The 19,138-nt window shown below is 59.5% G+C and carries 15 protein-coding genes and 2 tRNA genes; 2 read left to right on the forward strand and 15 right to left on the reverse strand.

Annotated features, from left to right (window positions below; translation table 11 throughout):
• Positions 1 to 85 precede the first annotated feature (85 nt).
• The 8 genes from OKW98_RS26550 to rnr form a co-directional block, all read right to left on the reverse strand.
• Positions 86 to 2,404, reverse strand: a complete 2,319-nt coding sequence (locus tag OKW98_RS26550; protein WP_265387346.1) for a YgiQ family radical SAM protein — start codon at positions 2,402 to 2,404, stop codon at positions 86 to 88.
• A 168-nt stretch (positions 2,405 to 2,572) separates the two neighbouring features.
• Entirely contained in the window at positions 2,573 to 3,970 is a 1,398-nt protein-coding gene (gene dnaB, locus OKW98_RS26555) for a replicative DNA helicase (protein ID WP_237251995.1), read from the reverse strand.
• A gap of 149 nt (positions 3,971 to 4,119) precedes the next feature.
• Positions 4,120 to 4,566 carry a 50S ribosomal protein L9 gene (rplI, locus tag OKW98_RS26560; protein ID WP_065987794.1) on the reverse strand — a complete coding sequence of 149 codons (447 nt, stop codon included), beginning with the start codon at positions 4,564 to 4,566 and terminating at the stop codon, positions 4,120 to 4,122.
• A 19-nt stretch (positions 4,567 to 4,585) separates the two neighbouring features.
• Positions 4,586 to 5,482 carry a hypothetical protein gene (locus tag OKW98_RS26565; protein WP_265387347.1) on the reverse strand — a complete coding sequence of 299 codons (897 nt, stop codon included), beginning with the start codon at positions 5,480 to 5,482 and terminating at the stop codon, positions 4,586 to 4,588.
• 38 nt (positions 5,483 to 5,520) lie between these two features.
• Entirely contained in the window at positions 5,521 to 5,751 is a 231-nt protein-coding gene (rpsR, locus tag OKW98_RS26570) for a 30S ribosomal protein S18 (protein WP_037015707.1), read from the reverse strand.
• A 28-nt stretch (positions 5,752 to 5,779) separates the two neighbouring features.
• Positions 5,780 to 6,202 carry a 30S ribosomal protein S6 gene (gene rpsF / locus OKW98_RS26575; protein ID WP_065987796.1) on the reverse strand — a complete coding sequence of 141 codons (423 nt, stop codon included), beginning with the start codon at positions 6,200 to 6,202 and terminating at the stop codon, positions 5,780 to 5,782.
• Between the two features lie 256 nt (positions 6,203 to 6,458).
• Positions 6,459 to 7,208: a 23S rRNA (guanosine(2251)-2'-O)-methyltransferase RlmB gene (gene rlmB / locus OKW98_RS26580; protein WP_037015712.1), complete on the reverse strand. Its 750-nt coding sequence runs from the start codon at positions 7,206 to 7,208 to the stop codon at positions 6,459 to 6,461.
• Positions 7,205 to 9,823: a ribonuclease R gene (rnr, locus tag OKW98_RS26585; RefSeq protein ID WP_265387348.1), complete on the reverse strand. Its 2,619-nt coding sequence runs from the start codon at positions 9,821 to 9,823 to the stop codon at positions 7,205 to 7,207. The genes rlmB and rnr overlap by 4 nt, the downstream gene beginning before the upstream one ends.
• Before the next feature lie 213 nt (positions 9,824 to 10,036).
• Between rnr and OKW98_RS26590 the strand changes: the two genes are divergently transcribed.
• Both OKW98_RS26590 and OKW98_RS26595 read left to right on the forward strand, forming a co-directional pair.
• A tRNA-Leu gene (locus tag OKW98_RS26590) sits at positions 10,037 to 10,123 on the forward strand.
• A gap of 194 nt (positions 10,124 to 10,317) precedes the next feature.
• Positions 10,318 to 10,404, forward strand: a tRNA-Leu gene (locus tag OKW98_RS26595).
• Between the two features lie 88 nt (positions 10,405 to 10,492).
• On the opposite strand, the gene OKW98_RS26600 is transcribed toward OKW98_RS26595, so the two are convergent.
• From OKW98_RS26600 to hfq, 7 genes are all read right to left on the reverse strand, one after another.
• A complete protein-coding gene (locus OKW98_RS26600; RefSeq protein WP_265387349.1) occupies positions 10,493 to 12,427 on the reverse strand; it encodes a methyl-accepting chemotaxis protein in 1,935 nt (644 codons plus the stop codon).
• A gap of 150 nt (positions 12,428 to 12,577) precedes the next feature.
• Positions 12,578 to 13,870 carry an adenylosuccinate synthase gene (locus OKW98_RS26605; RefSeq protein WP_265387350.1) on the reverse strand — a complete coding sequence of 431 codons (1,293 nt, stop codon included), beginning with the start codon at positions 13,868 to 13,870 and terminating at the stop codon, positions 12,578 to 12,580.
• Between the two features lie 54 nt (positions 13,871 to 13,924).
• The gene (locus OKW98_RS26610; RefSeq protein WP_265387351.1) at positions 13,925 to 15,112 is read right to left on the reverse strand and encodes an ATP phosphoribosyltransferase regulatory subunit; all 1,188 of its coding nucleotides are present in this window, start codon (positions 15,110 to 15,112) and stop codon (positions 13,925 to 13,927) included.
• Between the two features lie 289 nt (positions 15,113 to 15,401).
• Complete coding sequence (gene hflC / locus OKW98_RS26615; RefSeq protein WP_265387352.1) at positions 15,402 to 16,271, reverse strand: protease modulator HflC; 870 nt, start codon at positions 16,269 to 16,271, stop codon at positions 15,402 to 15,404.
• Positions 16,271 to 17,452 carry an FtsH protease activity modulator HflK gene (gene hflK / locus OKW98_RS26620; RefSeq protein ID WP_265387353.1) on the reverse strand — a complete coding sequence of 394 codons (1,182 nt, stop codon included), beginning with the start codon at positions 17,450 to 17,452 and terminating at the stop codon, positions 16,271 to 16,273. The genes hflC and hflK overlap by 1 nt, the downstream gene beginning before the upstream one ends.
• Before the next feature lie 96 nt (positions 17,453 to 17,548).
• Positions 17,549 to 18,850 (reverse strand): ribosome rescue GTPase HflX, encoded by a 1,302-nt coding sequence (hflX, locus tag OKW98_RS26625; RefSeq protein ID WP_074891424.1) that lies wholly within the window; start codon positions 18,848 to 18,850, stop codon positions 17,549 to 17,551.
• 12 nt (positions 18,851 to 18,862) lie between these two features.
• Positions 18,863 to 19,123: an RNA chaperone Hfq gene (hfq, locus tag OKW98_RS26630; protein WP_019691505.1), complete on the reverse strand. Its 261-nt coding sequence runs from the start codon at positions 19,121 to 19,123 to the stop codon at positions 18,863 to 18,865.
• Positions 19,124 to 19,138 lie beyond the last annotated feature (15 nt).

Raw genomic sequence — 19,138 nt, forward strand, 5'->3', positions numbered from 1 at the left:
CGGATGGGGTTATTTGCACCGCAATGCAAAACGCCAGCTCGAAAGCTGGCGTTTTGTTGGAGCGAAGAAGCGTTGCGCGGGAGCCTTACCGTGGAAACACCGGCTGGCGCGAAGGCTTGTTACTTTTGCCGCCTTTGCCACCTTTGCCACCCTTGGCGGCATCAGCGCGCTCCTTGGCGGCGTCCCTGTTACGAGCAGCCGCCGCAGCCTTGGCCTCTTCACGCTTGTCCCAAGGCTTGCTGCCGTCACTTGCACGCTGAGGCAGGCCGGTGTGCTGCGTCAGGATCTTGGTGGTCTTGGCAACCTTGTGGCTACCGGCCGGCGTCGAGTTCTTGCGGCGCGCGCTCTGATAGGTGTCGGTTTCCGGCTGGTGTAGCGGAATCAGCTGATGCTTGCCCGGCCCGATCAGATCGGCACGGCCCATACGCTCCAGCGCTTCACGCAGCATCGGCCAGCCCTTCGCATCGTGGTAGCGCAGGAACGCCTTGTGCAGACGGCGCTGCTCTTCGCTCTTGACGATAGTGACCGAATCGCTCTTGTACGTGACCTTGCGCAACGGGTTTTTGCCGGAGTGGTACATGGCCGTCGCACTGGCCATCGGCGACGGATAGAACGCCTGCACCTGGTCCGCACGGAAGCCGTTGCCCTTGAGCCACAGCGCGAGGTTCATCATGTCTTCGTCGGTCGTGCCCGGGTGGGCCGCGATGAAGTAAGGAATCAGGTACTGCTCTTTGCCCGCTTCCTTGGAGTACTTCTCGAACATGCGCTTGAATTTGTCATAGCTGCCAATGCCCGGCTTCATCATCTGATTGAGCGGACCTTCTTCGGTATGCTCAGGCGCAATCTTCAGGTAACCGCCGACGTGGTGGGTTACCAGCTCCTTGACGTACTCGGGCGATTCAACCGCCAGGTCGTAACGCAGACCGGAGGCAATCAGAATTTTCTTTACGCCGGGCAGTTCACGGGCGCTGCGGTACAGCTGAATCAACGCCGAGTGATCGGTGTTCAGGTTCGGGCAGATGCCAGGGAACACGCACGACGGCTTACGGCACGCCGATTCGATTTCCGGGCTCTTGCAGGCGATGCGATACATGTTCGCCGTCGGCCCGCCGAGGTCGGAAATCACGCCGGTGAAGCCTGGGACCTTGTCACGGATTTCTTCGATCTCGCGGATGATCGATTCGTGGGAACGGTTCTGGATGATCCGGCCTTCATGCTCGGTGATCGAGCAGAACGTACAGCCGCCGAAGCAGCCGCGCATGATGTTCACCGAGAAACGGATCATGTCGTAGGCCGGGATCTTCTCCTTGCCGTACACCGGGTGCGGAACACGTGCGTAGGGCATGCCGAACACGTAGTCCATTTCTTCGGTGGTCATGGGAATGGGCGGCGCGTTGAACCAGACATCCACATCGCCGTGCTTCTGAACCAGCGCGCGGGCGTTGCCCGGGTTGGTCTCAAGGTGCAAGACGCGGTTGGCGTGGGCATAGAGCACCGCGTCGGCGCGCACTTTCTCCATCGACGGCAGACGGATGACCGTCTTGTCGCGGGTCATGCGCGGGCTCGCCAGAATCTGTACGACCTTCGCTTCGTTCGGATCCTCGACGTCACCCTTTTCCTGCTCGATGGCACAGGCCTGGGTGTCTTGAGTGTTCACGTACGGGTTGATGATCTTGTCGATCTTGCCTGGACGGTCGATACGGGTGGAGTCGACTTCGTACCAGCCTTCCGGCGTGTCACGACGAATAAATGCCGTGCCGCGCACGTCAGTGATGCTTTCGATCGTCTCGCCATAGGACAGGCGGGTGGCCACTTCGACGATGGCCCGCTCGGCGTTGCCGTACAGCAGGATATCGGCGCAGGCGTCGATCAGGATCGAGTTGCGAACCTTGTCCTGCCAGTAGTCGTAGTGAGCGATGCGGCGCAGCGATGCTTCGATGCCACCCAGAACGATCGGCACGTTCTTGTAGGCTTCCTTGCAGCGCTGACTGTAGACCAGACTCGCACGGTCCGGGCGCTTGCCCGCCATGCCGCCCGGCGTGTACGCATCGTCGGAGCGAATCTTTTTGTCAGCGGTGTAACGGTTGATCATCGAATCCATGTTGCCGGCCGCGACGCCGAAGAACAGGTTCGGCTCGCCGAGCTTCATGAAGTCGTCTTTTGACTTCCAGTCAGGCTGCGCAATGATCCCGACGCGGAAGCCTTGGGACTCCAGCAGCCGGCCGATGATTGCCATGCCAAACGAAGGGTGATCGACGTAGGCATCACCCGTGACAATGATGATGTCGCAGGAATCCCAGCCAAGCTGATCCATTTCTTCCCGGCTCATCGGCAGGAAAGGCGCTGGTCCGAAACATTCGGCCCAATACTTCGGATAGTCAAATAACGGCTTGGCTGCTTGCATATCGATGACCAATGTTCGTGTCAGGGGGCGATTTTCGCGTGGAAATTCGCGGTCGCGGAGAATAGCACAAATTTTGATCAAATCCGACGACAGTAGTCGGATAAGTGATCGGCATGACTCTCGACTCTGGCGCCCTTCCAGCATCAGAGTCACGATCAAGAGCCCTACTTATTCATCATCATCAAAGTTGTAACTACCCGGCGCGAGGTTCTCGAAGCGGGTGTACTTGCCGATGAACGCCAGTCGGATAAACCCGATCGGGCCGTTCCGCTGCTTGCCGATGATGATTTCGGCGATGCCTTTGTGTTCGGTCTCGGGGTGATACACCTCATCCCGGTACACGAACATGATGACGTCGGCGTCCTGCTCGATCGCTCCGGATTCCCGCAAGTCGGAGTTCACCGGGCGCTTGTTGGGACGTTGCTCGAGGGAACGGTTGAGCTGGGACAGCGCGACGACCGGGCAATTGAATTCCTTGGCGAGCGCTTTCAGGGAACGGGAAATCTCGGAAATCTCGTTCGTCCGGTTATCGCCGCTCGATCCCGGGATCTGCATCAGCTGCAGGTAGTCGATCATGATCATGCCGATATCGCCGTGCTCGCGGACCAGACGCCGTGTACGCGCACGCATCTCCGACGGGCTGATGCCGGCCGTGTCGTCGATGAACAGCTTGCGATCGTTGAGCAGGTTGACCGCCGAGGTTAGGCGCGGCCAGTCATCATCATCCAGCTGACCGGAACGTACTTTGGTCTGGTCGATACGACCGAGCGACGAAAGCATACGCATAATCAGCGATTCGCCTGGCATCTCCAGCGAGTAGACCAACACCACCTTGTCGCTGCGCAGCACCGCGTTTTCCACAAGGTTCATCGCGAAGGTGGTCTTACCCATCGACGGACGGCCTGCGACGATGATCAGGTCAGACTGCTGCAGACCGCTGGTTTTTTCATCAAGGTCGGCGTAGCCCGTGGAGAGACCGGTGATGCCGTCGCCGATGTTGAACAGCGTGTCGATACGGTCAATCGCCCGAGTCAACAGGTCGTTGACGCTGACCGGGCCGCCTGTTTTGGGCCGGGCCTCGGCGATCTGAAAGATCTGCCGTTCGGCCTCGTCGAGAATCTCTTCGGCGGTACGCCCTTCCGGGTTGAACGCACTGTCGGCAATTTCGGTACTGATGCCGATCAACTGGCGCAACGTCGCACGCTGACGAACGATCTGGGCATAGGCCTTGATGTTCGCCACAGACGGAATGTTCTTCGCCAGCTCCGACAGGTAACCGAGGCCACCGACTTGCGAGGTCTGGCCTTCCTTATCGAGCTGTTCGGCCAGGGTCACGACGTCGATCGGCTGGTTCTGATCAGCAAGCTTGGCAATGGCGCGGAATATCAGACGGTGGTCATGACGGTAGAAATCGCCATCCGACACTTGATCAAGCACGCGTTCCCAGGCGTTGTTGTCCAACATCAAACCACCGAGCACGGCCTGTTCGGCCTCGATGGAATGCGGCGGCACCTTCAGGGCAGCGGTTTGCAGGTCATATTGCTCGGGAGCGGAGATGTCGTTCATGGCCACACGGAAATCAGGGGGTTGAATCAGGATACTCAGAAATGACAAAGGGCACGACCTGCGAACAGGAACGTGCCCAATGCTAACCGACCGAGGAGCGAGTCATCAGCCGGTCAGACTTCTGCACCAAAGCGCAGAAACCATACTGCTTAAGCAGCTACAACAACAACGCGAACGGTAGCTTCAACATCGCTGTGCAGGTGCACGGCTACGTCGTATTCGCCAACGTTACGGATGGTGCCGTTCGGCAGACGAACTTCAGCTTTAGCCACTTCAACGCCAGAGGCGGTCAGTGCGTCAGCAATGTCGTGAGTACCGATCGAACCGAACAGCTTGCCTTCGTCACCAGCGGTGGCAGTGATAGTCACTTCCAGCTCAGCCAGTTGAGCAGCACGAGTTTCAGCAGAAGCTTTCTTCTCGGCGGCAGCTTTTTCCAGCTCTGCACGACGCTCTTCAAACGCGGCCACGTTGGCAGCGGTTGCAGCGGTTGCTTTGCCGAAAGGCAGCAGGAAGTTACGACCGTAGCCAGCCTTAACGTTTACTTTATCGCCCAGGTTGCCCAGGTTGGCGACTTTTTCCAGCAGGATGAGTTCCATTTGGTAAAACCTCTTAACTTTAACCTTCACCGTTCGCAGAACCGTTATCGGCATCTTTCGACGCCAGACGGCCGCGAAAATCAATCAGGCTGTCGACAATGGCAAACACCACCAGCAACGGATAGATCAGCTGCATGAACAGCAACAGCGTGACGTACAACCCCACCAACCAGAACCGTGTCAGGCGCTTTGCAGCCACCAGACCGTGAATCAGGGCCAGCCCCGCGAACATGAGCGGCACGCTGCACAACGGTGTCAGCATCGCCAGTTGAGGACCGAAGTTCGGCCCCACCAACATGCACACCAGCAGCACCAGCATCGGTGCCCGCGGGAGTTTCAGGCTGCGAAATTCGCGTCCGAAACCGCCCGGGTTATACAACAACGCCTGCCAGTACCGCCCAAGAAGCAGGCATACCACGCTGACGATCTGCAACAACGCTGCAATCAGGCCATTAAGGACTGGAGTAATAAGTGCCCCCAGACGCGCTCGCTCTTCTACCGACATCTGCTGGTAGACATCACCGAAGACCTGGGGCAAGAGCTTTTGCAGCTCCCCCGCCATGGCTTCGATGGGCTCGCGAAACACCGCGCCCAGAACCACTGCATACAACAACCCAACCGCCACGCTGACCAGCAGCACGCGGACCCAGGACTCGCTGGCACGCAACACGGCGGCCAACCCCCAAGAACCCAGCAACACCATCAGGGTGCGAGGTTCACCGAAATACCACCAGACCAAAGCCGGCAGCAGAGCCCAGGCAAGGACGCCCAGGGCGTCACTCATCCCGCGTCGCAGGAGCACAAGGCAACCTGCGGCAGCACTCAACCAGAACAACAGCGGCAATGCCGCACATCCAACCACTACGAGAGTGGCCTGCACGCGGCCGCGCATGATGAATTCAGCCATGGCGCGCATGCGATCTATCCCTTACTGCGTTTGTCGACTACCTGGTCTCAGCGGCCGTGGCTGTCGGTGTAGGCCAACAGGGCCAGGAAGCGGGCGCGCTTGATAGCGGTAGCCAGCTGACGCTGATAACGAGCTTTGGTACCAGTAATGCGGCTAGGAACGATCTTGCCGGTTTCAGATACGTAGGCTTTCAGGGTGTTGAGATCCTTGTAATCGATCTCCTTCACATTTTCAGCTGTGAAGCGGCAGAATTTACGACGACGGAAGAAACGTGCCATGTGATGGGCTCCTCAAAAGGTCCGTGGATTACTCGTCAGCGTTATCGCTGTTGTCGCTGTCATCACCATCGGCGCCATCGGCGTCGGAGTGCTCAGGACGGTCGCGACGCTCACGGCGCTCACTGCGGTTTTCTTCAGCCTTGAGCATTTCGGACTGGCCAGTAACAGCTTCGTCGCGACGGATGACAAGGTTACGGATCACGGCATCGTTGTAACGGAAGTTGTCTTCCAGCTCGGCCAGAGCCTTGCCAGTGCACTCAACGTTCAGCATCACGTAGTGAGCCTTGTGAACATTGTTGATTGCATAGGCCAGTTGACGACGGCCCCAATCTTCCAGACGGTGGATCTTGCCGCCGTCTTCTTCGATCAGCTTGGTGTAACGCTCTACCATGCCGCCGACTTGCTCGCTCTGGTCCGGGTGAACCAGAAAGATGATTTCGTAATGACGCATGAATGCTCCTTACGGGTTGTAGCCTGCCGCCAAAGCGGTCAGACAAGGAGTGAATAACACTGGTTTATCTTGCACAGGGACAGGCACATGAGCGCCTGCCATGACAGCAAGGGGCGCAATTGTAGAGAAGGGGTCGGAGGGGCGCAAGGAGATTGGTGAATATTTGAACAATGACGCTGCGCTACAAGCTACAAGCTACAAGCTACAAGCTGGAGCGTGACCGGCTTGCAGCTTGAGGCTTGCCGCTCTTAACTGACTACTTCTTGGCAGCGGCGCGCTGGCGCAGGGCTTCGAACAGGCAGACGCCTGTGGCGACCGAAACGTTGAGGCTGCTGACACTGCCAGCCATCGGCAGGCGCACCAGATAGTCGCAATGCTCGCGGGTCAGACGGCGCATGCCTTTGCCTTCGGCACCCATGATCAGGATGGTCGGGCCAGTCAGGTCCTGCTGGTACAACTCCTGCTCGGCCTCACCCGCGGTGCCGACGACCCACAGGCCGCGCTGCTGGAGTTTTTCCAGCGTGCGCGCCAGGTTGGTCACGGCGACCAGAGGAATGACCTCCGCCGCACCGCACGCCACTTTCCGAACGGTCGGCGTCAATGTCGCGGACTTGTCCTTGGGTACTATCACCGCCAGCGCACCGGCCGCATCGGCAGTGCGCAGGCAGGCGCCCAGGTTATGCGGATCGGTGACGCCGTCGAGGACCAGAATCAGCGGCGGACCTTCGGTGCGATCGAGCAGCTCGTCGAGCATCGCCTCGCCCCAGACCTGGCTCGGACTGACGTCCGCCACCACGCCCTGGTGAACACCCTCAACCCACGCATCCATCTCGCGGCGCTCGGCTTGACCCACCGAGACGCGGTTCTGCGCGGCGAGCTCGATGAGAACCTGCACGCGAGGATCGCTGCGCCCTTCAGCCAGCCAGATCTGCTTGACCCGCTTGGGGTGATGACGCAACAGCGCCTCTACGGCATGAACACCGTAGATTTTTTCCAGCTGACTCATGACTTGGCCTTAGGTTTGCGAACGCCGCCACTGCTTGCAGCAGGGGCCGAGCCCGATTTCGACGAACCCTTGCGATGTTTGCTGGATTTACCGGAGGCGCCAGCGGAATCACTCGTCGACTTTCCCGACGATGCCTTGCTACCACCCTTGGCTTCAGTCAGCAGCGCTTTCTTCATTTCACGACTTTTGCGCACTTCCGCGTTCTTGGCAGCCGCGTCACCGGGCCGATAGGCCTCGGCAACAGGCTCTTTCGCGGTGCGGCGACCCGATTTGGAAGCAGACGACGATTCCTTGGAATCCTTGCCCTTCTCTGCTGCAGCAGGTTCAGACGTTCGACGCTTGCGACCGATCGGCGCGCTGGTGGTCTTCTCCGACATTTCGAAGTCGATCTTGCGCTCGTCAAGATCAACGCGCATGACGCGCACTTCAACGGTGTCGCCCAGGCGGAAACTGCGGCCTGTGCGCTCGCCGGCCAGACGATGGTGGACCGGATCGAAATGGTAGTAATCACCCGGCAATGCGGTGACGTGAACCAGGCCTTCGACGTAGATATCGGTCAGCTCGACGAACAGACCAAAGCCGGTGACAGCTGTGATCACGCCCGGGAACGACTCGCCAACACGGTCTTTCATGAACTCGCATTTCAGCCAGTTCGTGACGTCGCGGGTCGCCTCATCTGCACGGCGCTCGCTCATCGAGCACTGCTCGCCCAACTGCTCGAGCATCGCTTCGTCGTACGGGTAAATGCGGGCCTTCGGAATCGCTGCAGCACCAGCACGGCGAACGTGCGGTGTTTCCTGCTTGGAGCGGATCACACTGCGGATCGCGCGGTGAGTCAGCAAATCCGGGTAGCGGCGAATCGGCGAGGTAAAGTGGGTGTACGCTTCGTAATTCAAGCCGAAGTGGCCGTGGTTATCGGAGCTGTACACCGCCTGGCTCAACGAACGCAGCATGACGGTCTGGATCAGGTGGAAATCCGGACGGTCCTTGATGGTTTCGAGTAGCGCCTGATAGTCCTTCGGCGACGGGCCGTCTTTGCCCTTGTGCAGGGAAAGACCGAGCTCACCGAGGAAGGCACGCAGCTTTTCCAGACGCTCAGGCGGCGGACCGTCGTGAACGCGGTACAGCGCAGGGATCTCGTGCTTCTTGAGAAACGCTGCAGTCGCCACGTTCGCCGCAAGCATGCATTCTTCAATCAGCTTGTGCGCGTCGTTTCGAGTAGTCGGACGGATCTCGGCGATTTTGCGCTCGGTACCGAAAATGATCCGGGTTTCCTGCGTTTCAAAATCAATGGCACCGCGAACATGCCGGGCGCCCAGCAGCACTTTGTACAGCGCATAAAGCTGCTTCAGGTGCGGCACGACGTCGCCGTACTGCTCGCGCAACTGCTTGGCTTCGGCGGCCTTCGGATGCTCCAGCATCGAGCTGACCTTGTTGTAAGTCAGACGCGCATGGGAGTGAATGACGGCTTCGTAGAACACGTAGTCGGTCATCTCGCCGGTTTTGGAGATCGTCATCTCGCAAACCATCGCCAGACGATCAACCAGCGGATTAAGCGAGCACAGGCCGTTGGACAGCTGCTCGGGCAGCATCGGGATCACGCGCTCGGGGAAATACACCGAGTTACCCCGCACCTGAGACTCAGCGTCGAGCGCCGAGCCGAGCTTCACGTAGCTGGAGACGTCGGCAATGGCCACGTAAAGCTTCCAGCCGCCGGAGAACAGGCGCAGTTTGCCGGGCTTGGCTTCGCAGAAAACAGCGTCGTCGAAGTCGCGGGCATCTTCACCGTCGATGGTGACGAATGGAAGGTGACGCAGATCGACGCGGTTTTCCTTGTCCTTCTCTTCGACTTCAGGCTTGAGCTTGGCGGCTTCTTTCAGCACAGCCTCGGGCCAGACGTGAGGGATGTCGTAGGTACGCAGCGCGACATCGATCTCCATGCCGGGCGCCATGTAATTACCCACCACTTCAACCACGTCGCCTTGCGGCTGGAAACGCGGGGTTGGCCAGTGGGTGATTTTCACCTCGACGAACTGACCGACCTTGGCGCCGTTGTTACGGCCCGGGGTGATCAGCACTTCTTGCTGGATTTTTGGGTTGTCCGGCTGGACGAAACCGATGCCGCTTTCTTCGAAGTAGCGACCCACCACGGTTTCGTGCGCGCGGGAGATGACTTCGACGATCACGCCTTCGCGGCGACCGCGACGGTCAAGACCCGAGACGCGCGCCAGTGCACGGTCACCGTCGAACACCAGACGCATTTGCGCAGGGCTCATGAACAGGTCGTCAGAGCCGTCATCCGGGACCAGGAAACCGAAGCCGTCACGGTGACCGCTGATGCGACCCAGGATGAGGTCCAGCTTGTCGACCGGCGCGTACGTGCCACGGCGGGTGTAAATCAATTGGGCATCGCGCTCCATGGCACGGAGCCGACGCCGCAAGGCCTCGATCTGATCTTCAGTCGTCAGGCCAAACTCTTCCACCAACTGCTCACGGGCAGCGGGCGAACCGCGCTCGGAAAGGTGCGCCAGAATCAGCTCACGGCTAGGGATGGGGTTTTCGTATTTTTCCGCTTCACGAGCGGCCTCGGGATCGAGGGACTGCCAATCGGCCATTAGAATGAATTCACCTTATCTGGATGTAATTAGTTTGGCATATACCAGATTGAAACGCGAAGACAGCATTTGCTGAGACTTTTCGCTATTTCAAATTATTTTTGCACGGGGGCTTTACAGCCTTCAATCTCCTCCGTAAGATGCGCCCCACAACGACGGCACTGCCTAGTTGTAGTTGAAATCAAACGAAATATCGAATGAAATCAACGAACTGCCCAGATGGTGAAATTGGTAGACACGCCAGCTTCAGGTGCTGGTGACCGCAAGGTCGTGGAAGTTCGAGTCTTCTTCTGGGCACCAATTCAACGAAACCGAGCCTAGGCTCGGTTTTGTGCATTTTGCGGTTTGAAAAGTCAAGCCCGGCGAAACAGCCCTCAGCGTAGATCACTTCCCCTGCCCTGTCCCTCGCGGCCACCGAGTCGCTGAGCGCCCCGCTTAACAAATCCAAAAATTCAGTTGCACTCCTGCGAAAAATCTAATTAAATCAGCGCCATGCCCAGATGGTGAAATTGGTAGACACGCCAGCTTCAGGTGCTGGTGACCGCAAGGTCGTGGAAGTTCGAGTCTTCTTCTGGGCACCAGACAAACAAAACCGAGCCAAGTGCTCGGTTTTGTGCATTCTGGGGGTCTGCCATCACCCCCACCCGTGCGCGCAACTACGCCCGAAAACTACGCCCGAAACTGCCCCAGACTGGCCTTGAGCTGCGCAGCAAGCCTGTCCAGTGTTTTGCCACTGGCGGTGATTTCCACCACGGCTTGCGCCGCCTTCTCGGCCTGGGCATGAATAACCTCTACCCGCCCCCGTACCGCTTGCGCGCCCTGAGCCTGATGCTCTGCCGCTCGGGTCGCCAGACCGATCGCTGCATGAACCTGCTCGACAGACACCTGCACCGACTGCTGTAGCCGCGCGCTGTCCTTCAGCACCGCGAGCCCTTCCTTTGCCTGACGCCCGGCGAGACCAATCGTTGCCACTGCTTCGCGCGCCCCGGATTGCAGCTTGGCGATGTGTTCCTGAATATCGCCCGTCGAGCTTTGCGTCTTGCTTGCCAACGCGCGCACTTCATCGGCGACAACGGCGAAACCTCTACCGGTCTCGCCGGCGCGCGCTGCTTCAATGGCCGCGTTGAGGGCCAGCAGGTTGGTTTGCTCGGCGATGCCATGGATCACTTCAAGCACCACTTCAATCTGCTGACTTTGCTGCGCCAGCCGCTCGATGACCTGGGCGCCGGTCTCGACCTGCCCGGCCAGCGCCTCGATCAAACTGCCGACCTGATTGGACGTGCGTGTGTTTTCATCGGTTGCCTGGCGAATGTCCACCACCTGTCGCAATGCTGCCTGCATTGCCTGGCTCTCGGCCTGCGCCTCGTCCGCCATCTGCGCCAGCGCTTGAAGGCTGGCAGCCACTTCATCGCGCTGCAATTCCGCGGCAGCGCCGGCGCCCGCATTGCGCTTGCTCATGGCGCCAATCTCGACGCCAGTCTGCTGCGCCACATCCCCCGCCTCTCTAACGATCGGCTGTAACTTGTCGACAAAGCGGTTCACGGCCGCTGCCATGTCGCCAATCTCATCGTTGCTGTTGAGTTTGACGCGCTTGGTCAGATCGCCTTCGCCCGCCGCCAGATCATCCAGCGCACGATTGAGCAACTGCAAGCGCAGCACGACGCGGCGGCCCAGCACGATGGCCAACACCACCAGCACACCGAGCCCCACCAGAGACAGTCCGACGCCGATTCTCCAGCGCAGCGTGGTCGCAGCCTCCTGCACCGCAGAGCTGGTATTGGTTGCCATCGCGGTGGCCGACGACTGCGCCGTTTGCAGACGCGACCGCAACGCCGCAGAGCTCTCGGCCGCCGCGCCGCCAAGGCTTTCCGAGACCAGCTGATCGCCGCTGCCAATCAACGCAGTGAAGCGCTTGTCCAGCGCCGCCAGATTCGCTTCCACCGAGGTGGTCGACACGCCCATGCGGACTTTGCCGATCTCGACGCCGTTGGGGCTGATCGATGCTTCGACGTAATACACCGAAGGGTCTTTGCGCGCCGCGTTCAGAACCTTGTCCATGGCGCGCTCGCCTTCGCCTTTCGCCAGCAGGGCCTTGACCGATTCGTTCTCGCGGTTCAGATAGCGCGTCAGGTGTTCGCCCTGAGCATCGTCGTAAACCACGAACAGCACGTTTGGATTGCGTTGCGCACGGCGCGCGAACTCCGACAACGTCGGCGTATCGCCATCCCACATCGCCCGTGGCGCGACAGCCGCCAGCAGCTCGGCCATGTCCGTCGCCGAATCCTGAAGGTCTTTCTCCAGCGTCGCACGCAGTTGCTTCTGTTCATCTTTAAGGCGCGTCGACAGGCCGGCGCTCAAGCGCTGACGTGTATTTTGCGAAAGACTGTCCAGACTGGACGTTACGTCGCGGCTCGCCTGCTCCAGTTCGCCGGTCAAGTGTTGCGAATCTACACTCAGTCGCGCCGCCAGATCAGCTTCAAGCGCGGTGACGGTGCTCCGAGTGAGGGCAACGGCAACCAGCACTTGCACCAGAAGGGCAATACCAAGGGCAATGAATACGGGCCGCAGCAAGCGACTGCGCAGAAGAGAAGTAACGGCCGACACAGGAGATCCCTCACCACACACGCCAGCAAAATGCTGGCATTGTTTTATAAGTGGAATCACAGCAAGCGTCGTGCCGCAGTGGCCGGCAGTTTTCAACGGGCAAAACAAAGGGCCGCCGAGGCGACCCTTTATTTGTGTTTCAACGACTTATCAATCGAATGGGTGACGCAGAACGATCGTTTCGTTGCGGTCAGGGCCCGTCGAAATAATGTCGATCGGTGCGCCGACCAGCTCTTCCAGGCGCTTGATGTAAGCGCGAGCGTTGGCAGGCAGCTCTTCCAGAGTTTTGGCGCCCAGGGTCGACTCCGACCAGCCCGGCACTTCTTCGTACACCGGCTCGAGGCCGATGTAGCTGTCGGCGTCGGTCGGTGCGTCGATCACTGCACCGTTCTCGTTCTTGTAGCCCACGCAGATATTGATGGTCTCGAGACCGTCAAGCACGTCCAGCTTGGTCAGGCAGATGCCCGAGATGCTGTTGACGTCGATGGCGCGGCGCAGGATAACGGCGTCGAACCAGCCACAGCGACGCGCACGGCCGGTGGTTGCACCGAACTCGTGGCCACGCTTGGCCAGGAACGCGCCGACATCGTCGAAGAGCTCAGTCGGGAATGGACCCGAACCCACGCGAGTGGTGTAGGCCTTGGTGATGCCCAGGATGTAATCCAGGTACATCGGCCCCATGCCCGAACCGGTGGCGATGCCGCCCGCAGTGGTGTTCGAACTGGTGACGTACGGGTAGGTACCGTGGTCGATGTCCAGCAACGAACCCTGGGCGCCTTCGAACATGATGTCTTTGCCGGCGCGACGCATTTCGTGCAGCGTTGCGGTCACGTCGAGCATCATCGGCTTGAGCAGCTCGGCATATTCCATGCACTCGTCGAGTGTCTTCTGGAAATCGATCGCCGGCTCTTTGTAGTAATTGACCAGAACGAAGTTGTGGTAATCCAACAGCTCGCCCAGTTTGGCGGCGAAGCGCTCGCGATGGAACAGATCACCGATGCGCAGACCACGACGCGCAACCTTGTCTTCGTAAGCCGGGCCGATGCCACGACCGGTCGTGCCGATCTTGTGCTCGCCACGGGCCTTTTCGCGGGCCTGATCAAGGGCCACGTGATAGGACAGGATCAGCGGGCAGGACGGGCTGATGCGCAGACGCTCGCGCACCGGAATGCCCTTCTCTTCCAGCTTGATGATTTCGCGCATGAGTGCATCAGGCGCTACGACCACACCGTTGCCGATCAGGCACTGCACGCCTTCGCGCAGGACGCCGGACGGAATCAGGTGCAGGACGGTTTTTTCGCCGTCGATCACCAGCGTGTGACCAGCGTTGTGGCCACCTTGATAGCGCACTACCGCGGTTGCATGTTCGGTCAGCAGATCAACGATCTTGCCTTTGCCCTCATCACCCCATTGGGTGCCCAGGACTACGACATTCTTACCCATAACACTTGTCCTCATTCGCGCAAACTTGGTGCCGGCAGCGGCCGGCGGGGAAACTCAAGAGGCCAGCGGCATTACCTGCCAACGCTCGCCCTGCTGAATCAATTGCCGATCGCAGTCGGCGTCTTGCGCCGCCGAAACCGGTTGGCCTGGCAACGCCTGAACCACGCGGTGACCTTCAGCGCGCAGCTGACAGACCGTTTGCCACAGCGCCACATCAGTGCTGTCCGGCATCCAGATACCGCCAGACGGTAGCTCGATCTGCGCCTGACCGCGTGTCACCAGGGTTTTCAAATCGGTGGAAAATCCCGTTGCCGGGCGCGCACGACCGAAGTCGGCACCAATGTCGTCATACCGACCGCCCTGGGCGATCGACTGGCCAACACCCGGGACGAAGACCGCAAACACCACACCGGTGTGGTAGTGGTAGCCGCGCAACTCGCCGAGGTCAAAATACAACGGTAGCTCAGGAAACCGGGCCGACAGACGTTCGGCGATTTCCTGCAGATCATCCAGCGCTTCAATGACCGGCGCCGGCGCGCTAGCCAGACGGTCGCGCGCCTGTGCCAACACCGTACGGTCGCCACACAGATCCACCAGCGCGCGCAGCATGCTGGCCAGGTCGGCCGGCAGACCTTCGGTCAACGCAATGACCTCGTCGATGGCTTTGCGCTGCAGCGCATCAAACAGCTGTTGCTCGACTTCGCCGGACAACCCGGCAGCGCGGGCAAGACCACGGTAAATCCCGACGTGTCCCAGGTCCATATGGACGTCCGGCACATCAGCCAGTTGCAGCATCGCCAGCATGAGGCTGATGACTTCGACGTCGCTGCTCGGGCTTGCGTCGCCATACAGCTCGGCGCCTAGCTGGATCGGGCTGCGCGAGGACGACAATGCACTTGGATGGGCATGCAGCACGCTGCCAGCGTAGCAGAGACGGCTTGGGCCTTCGCGACGCAGTGTGTGCGCGTCGATGCGGGCGACCTGCGGCGTGATATCCGCACGGAAACCCATCTGCCGACCCGATTGCGGGTCGACCACTTTGAAGGTGCGCAGATCCAGATCCTGGCCCGCACCGATGAGCAGTGATTCGAGGTATTCGATGTGCGGGGTCACGACAAACTCGTAGCCCCAGCTCTGAAACAGATCCAGCACCTGACGACGCGCGACTTCAATACGCGCAGCTTCCGGCGGCAGTACTTCTTCGATGCCATCCGGCAGCAGCCAGCGGTCAACCGTTGCCATTACGCCTTTCCCCTATGATCCGGGCGGCCGGCCCTTGGGCAAGCCTTGAGTGAAGCAGACAGCATTCTGCGGACGCTGGGCAAGGAAATGTCTCTGCCTGATGCGCCGCACTAGCGTGAACACCGTCCTCGAAAAAACTGCCGCGCACGGAACACGCCACGGCCAATCAATCGTGCAGACGCAAAAAAGCCGGGAATTTCCCGGCTGCCGCATCATACACACGTTTTGTCGCGCGATCACCCCGACGGGCAGTTTTGCCGCCCGGCGGAGTGATCAGATGCTGATGCGATTACGGCTTGGATTTTTGCAGATAGCGGAAGAACTCGCTGCCTGGGTCCAGCACCATCACGTCACTTTTGTTCGCGAAGCTTTCACGGTAGGCACGCAGGCTACGGTAGAACGCGTAGAACTCCTGATCCTGACCGTAGGCCTTGGAGTAGATGGCGGACGCTTGAGCATCACCATCACCGCGTGCCTCTTCAGACTCGCGATACGCTTCAGCCAACAGAACGCGGCGCTGACGATCGGCGTCGGCACGGATGCCTTCAGCCAGCTCGTTACCCTTGGCGCGATGCTCACGTGCTTCACGCTCACGCTCGGTGCTCATCCGCTCGAACACGCTGCGGTTCACTTCCTTCGGCAGATCGATGGCCTTGACCCGAACATCGACGACTTCGATGCCCAGCTCTTTGCCGGCCATGGTGTTGAGCGACGCAGTGATGTCAGCCATCAACGCATCGCGCTCACCCGAAACCACCTCGTGCAGCGTGCGCTTACCGAACTGGTCTCGCAGACCGGATTCGAGACGACGGGAGAGACGCTCATCGGCAATCTGCTTCAGGCCGGATGTCGCGGTATAGAAACGCTCAGCGTCCTTCACGCGCCATTTGGCATAGGCATCGACCATCACGGCTTTCTTTTCCAGCGTCAGGAAACGCTGAGTCGGCGCATCGAGGGTCATCAAGCGACCGTCGAATTTGCGCACCTGATTCACGTAAGGAATCTTGACGTGCAGGCCTGGGGCGACATCCGCTTGAACCACGCGACCGAACTGCAACATCACCGCTCGCTCGGTCTGAGCGACGATGTAGAAGCTGTTCCATGCGACCACGGCCAACACGACGCAGACAATCAGGGCAACCAGAGATTTATTGCTCATCAGCGAGTCTCCCTAGTGCGCGTGTCACGCTGCTGTTGCATATCCGCTGCCCGTGAGCCCGGGTCTGCCGGTGCAGCAGCAGCGCCGCCAGTGGCAGACGGATTGGAACCGTTACGGCTGCTATCGATCATTTTGTCCAACGGCAGATAAAGCAGGTTGTTCTGACCTTTGTCGCCGGTCACAAGCACCTTGCTGGTATTGCTGAAGACTTCCTGCATGGTGTCCAGATACAGACGCTCACGCGTGACCTCCGGTGCCTTGCGGTACTCGGCAACCAGCTTGGTAAAGCGATCCGCCTCACCCTTGGCCCGAGAAACCACTTCATCGCGATAGCCGTTGGCGTCTTCGACAATCCGCTGAGCCTGACCACGGGCTTCCGGGATCACACCGTTGGCGTAGGTTTCAGCCTGGTTACGCGAGCGCTGCTCGTCTTCACGGGCGCGGATCACGTCATCGAAGGCTTCCTGAACTTCGCGCGGCGCCGCAGCGCTCTGCACGTTGACCTGAGTCACGGTGATGCCGGTGCGATAGGTATCGAGGAAGCGCTGCAGCCGCTCCTTGATTTCGCTGGCCATCAACTCACGACCCTCAGTCAGCACCTGATCCATGGCGGTCGAACCGACGACATGACGCAGGGCACTTTCGGTCGCGTGCTGCAGACTGACTTCAGGCTGATCAACGTTCAGCACGAAATCCTGCAGGTTGGTGATTTTGTACTGCACGGTCAGTGGCACTTCGACGATGTTCTCGTCTTCGGTGAGCATCTGGCCCTGCTTGCTGTACGCACGTTCACGGGTCACGTTTTCGAGGTACTTGCGATCGAACGGCGGGAAATAGATATTCAGACCCGGCCCGACGGTGTCGTAGTACTTGCCGAAGCGCAGCACAACGGCCTGCTCCTGCTCGTCGACCACATAAATTGCGTTGTACAGCCAGATTGCGAGCAGCACGACCAGACCGATGCCGAGCAGGCCGAGGCCACCGCCCTTGCTCGATCCACCGCCGCTGCCGCCGCCATCGCCACTGCGTTTTTTACCACCACCGAACAACCCATTCAGGCTTTCCTGCAGCTTACGGAAGGCCTCGTCGAGATCCGGTGGCCCCTTGCGGTCGCCGCCCTTGCGCTTACCACCCCAAGGATCCTGATTATTCGAGTTGCCACCCGGCTCATTCCAAGCCATAGCGCTCTCCATCTGATAAAGCAAAGACGCGCCCGCGGCGCGCCGACCAATGCTACAGAATGCCCGTCAAAGCGGTACAACCGCTTTGTCAGGCTTTTATTGCAAAGTGTGTTGCTCGATGAATTCCAGCGGCTGCAGTCCTTCGCGACTCACCAGGCGATTGAATTCAACTCGGGGTAACCGTACAGCCAGAAGACTCTGGCCTTCTTCGTCGTGTTCTTCGCTCTGCACCGCACCCAGGTTGAAAAACTGGGCACGCAACCGGGCGAACTCCTGAGTAAGGCGCAGCGTCCCCACAAAGAGGTCATTGCCCAACACTTCGGCGATGGCTTGCTTGAGCAAATCCAGACCACGCCCGTCACGGGCAGAAACCCAGACCCGCTGCGGCTTGCCATCGGCATCGCGTTGAATCTGCGGCTCAACCCCTTCGAGCAGATCGAGTTTGTTATAGACCTCAAGCATCGGCAAGTCCTGGGCGCCAATCTCGCCCAGCACCACCATGACCTGCTCGATCTGTTCCAGGCGATCGGGCTCGTGAGCGTCGATCACATGCAATAGCAGATCAGAGTTGCTCGACTCTTCGAGCGTAGCCCGAAAGGCCTCGACCAGCTTGTGCGGCAAATGGCGGATGAAACCCACCGTATCAGCCAGCACAATCGGCCCGAGGTCTTTGACTTCAAGGCGGCGCAGGGTCGGGTCGAGGGTCGCAAACAGTTGATCGGCCGCGTAGACGTCGGAGTCGGTCACCGCATTGAACAGCGTTGACTTGCCGGCGTTGGTGTAGCCGACGATCGAAACCGTAGGGATATCCGCGCGGGTGCGGCCACGACGGGCCTGATCACGCTGACTGCGAACTTTTTCAAGCCGGCCCTTGATCTGACGCAGGCGCACACGCAACAGACGCCGGTCCGTTTCGAGCTGGGTTTCACCCGGACCGCGCAGACCGATACCGCCACCCTGACGCTCAAGGTGAGTCCAGCCACGAACCAGCCGCGTGCTCATGTGCTCAAGCTGGGCCAGTTCGACCTGCAGCTTGCCTTCATGGGTGCGCGCCCGTTGGGCGAAAATGTCGAGAATCAGGCCCGTACGGTCAAGCACGCGACACTCGAAAACACGTTCGAGGTTACGTTCCTGACTGGGTGTAAGGACATGATTAAAGATGACGATATCTGACTTTTCGGTTTTGACCAGGTCGCGTAATTCCTCGACCTTGCCGCTGCCTACCAGATACTTGGCCGTTGGCCGATGCCTTGGCACGTTGACGAACGAGACAATATCGGCGCCGGCCGACAGCGCCAGTTCCCTGAACTCCTGCGGATCTTCGCGCGCCTCAGGGTCCTGACCATCCAAGTGAACGAGGATCGCCCGCTCACCACCACTGTGGCGCTCAAAGAACAAAGCAGACTCCTATCAGGCGTTACCTGGCTCGGCGTCAGCCTGCTCGGATTCGGTAGCGCTAGGCAGACGAATCGGGCGGACGGGAACGACAGTCGAGATGGCGTGTTTGTAGACCATTTGGCTGACAGTGTTCTTCAGCAAAATAACGAACTGGTCAAAAGATTCGATAGTGCCTTGCAGCTTGATACCGTTTACCAGGTAGATCGAAACCCCAACCTTTTCTTTACGCAAAGTGTTCAGGTAAGGGTCTTGTAGCGAATGCCCTTTTGACATGTGCCGCACTCCTTT

It is taken from the genome of Pseudomonas sp. KU26590, assembly GCF_026153515.1.
GTDB lineage: Bacteria > Pseudomonadota > Gammaproteobacteria > Pseudomonadales > Pseudomonadaceae > Aquipseudomonas.

What these genes read in the sequence shown, in the direction of transcription:
- OKW98_RS26610 (WP_265387351.1), bottom strand. Translation starts at nt 15,112, where the DNA reads ATGGCAACGGTTGACCGCTGGCTGCTGCCGGATGGCATCGAAGAAGTA.
- dnaB (WP_237251995.1), bottom strand. Translation starts at nt 3,970, where the DNA reads ATGAACGACATCTCCGCTCCCGAGCAATATGACCTGCAAACCGCTGCC.
- rpsR (WP_037015707.1), bottom strand. Translation starts at nt 5,751, where the DNA reads ATGGCACGTTTCTTCCGTCGTCGTAAATTCTGCCGCTTCACAGCTGAA.
- rpsF (WP_065987796.1), bottom strand. Translation starts at nt 6,202, where the DNA reads ATGCGTCATTACGAAATCATCTTTCTGGTTCACCCGGACCAGAGCGAG.
- hflK (WP_265387353.1), bottom strand. Translation starts at nt 17,452, where the DNA reads ATGGCTTGGAATGAGCCGGGTGGCAACTCGAATAATCAGGATCCTTGG.
- OKW98_RS26565 (WP_265387347.1), bottom strand. Translation starts at nt 5,482, where the DNA reads ATGCGCGCCATGGCTGAATTCATCATGCGCGGCCGCGTGCAGGCCACT.
- OKW98_RS26550 (WP_265387346.1), bottom strand. Translation starts at nt 2,404, where the DNA reads ATGCAAGCAGCCAAGCCGTTATTTGACTATCCGAAGTATTGGGCCGAA.
- rlmB (WP_037015712.1), bottom strand. Translation starts at nt 7,208, where the DNA reads ATGAGTCAGCTGGAAAAAATCTACGGTGTTCATGCCGTAGAGGCGCTG.
- hflC (WP_265387352.1), bottom strand. Translation starts at nt 16,271, where the DNA reads ATGAGCAATAAATCTCTGGTTGCCCTGATTGTCTGCGTCGTGTTGGCC.
- hfq (WP_019691505.1), bottom strand. Translation starts at nt 19,123, where the DNA reads ATGTCAAAAGGGCATTCGCTACAAGACCCTTACCTGAACACTTTGCGT.
- rplI (WP_065987794.1), bottom strand. Translation starts at nt 4,566, where the DNA reads ATGGAACTCATCCTGCTGGAAAAAGTCGCCAACCTGGGCAACCTGGGC.
- OKW98_RS26605 (WP_265387350.1), bottom strand. Translation starts at nt 13,870, where the DNA reads ATGGGTAAGAATGTCGTAGTCCTGGGCACCCAATGGGGTGATGAGGGC.
- rnr (WP_265387348.1), bottom strand. Translation starts at nt 9,823, where the DNA reads ATGGCCGATTGGCAGTCCCTCGATCCCGAGGCCGCTCGTGAAGCGGAA.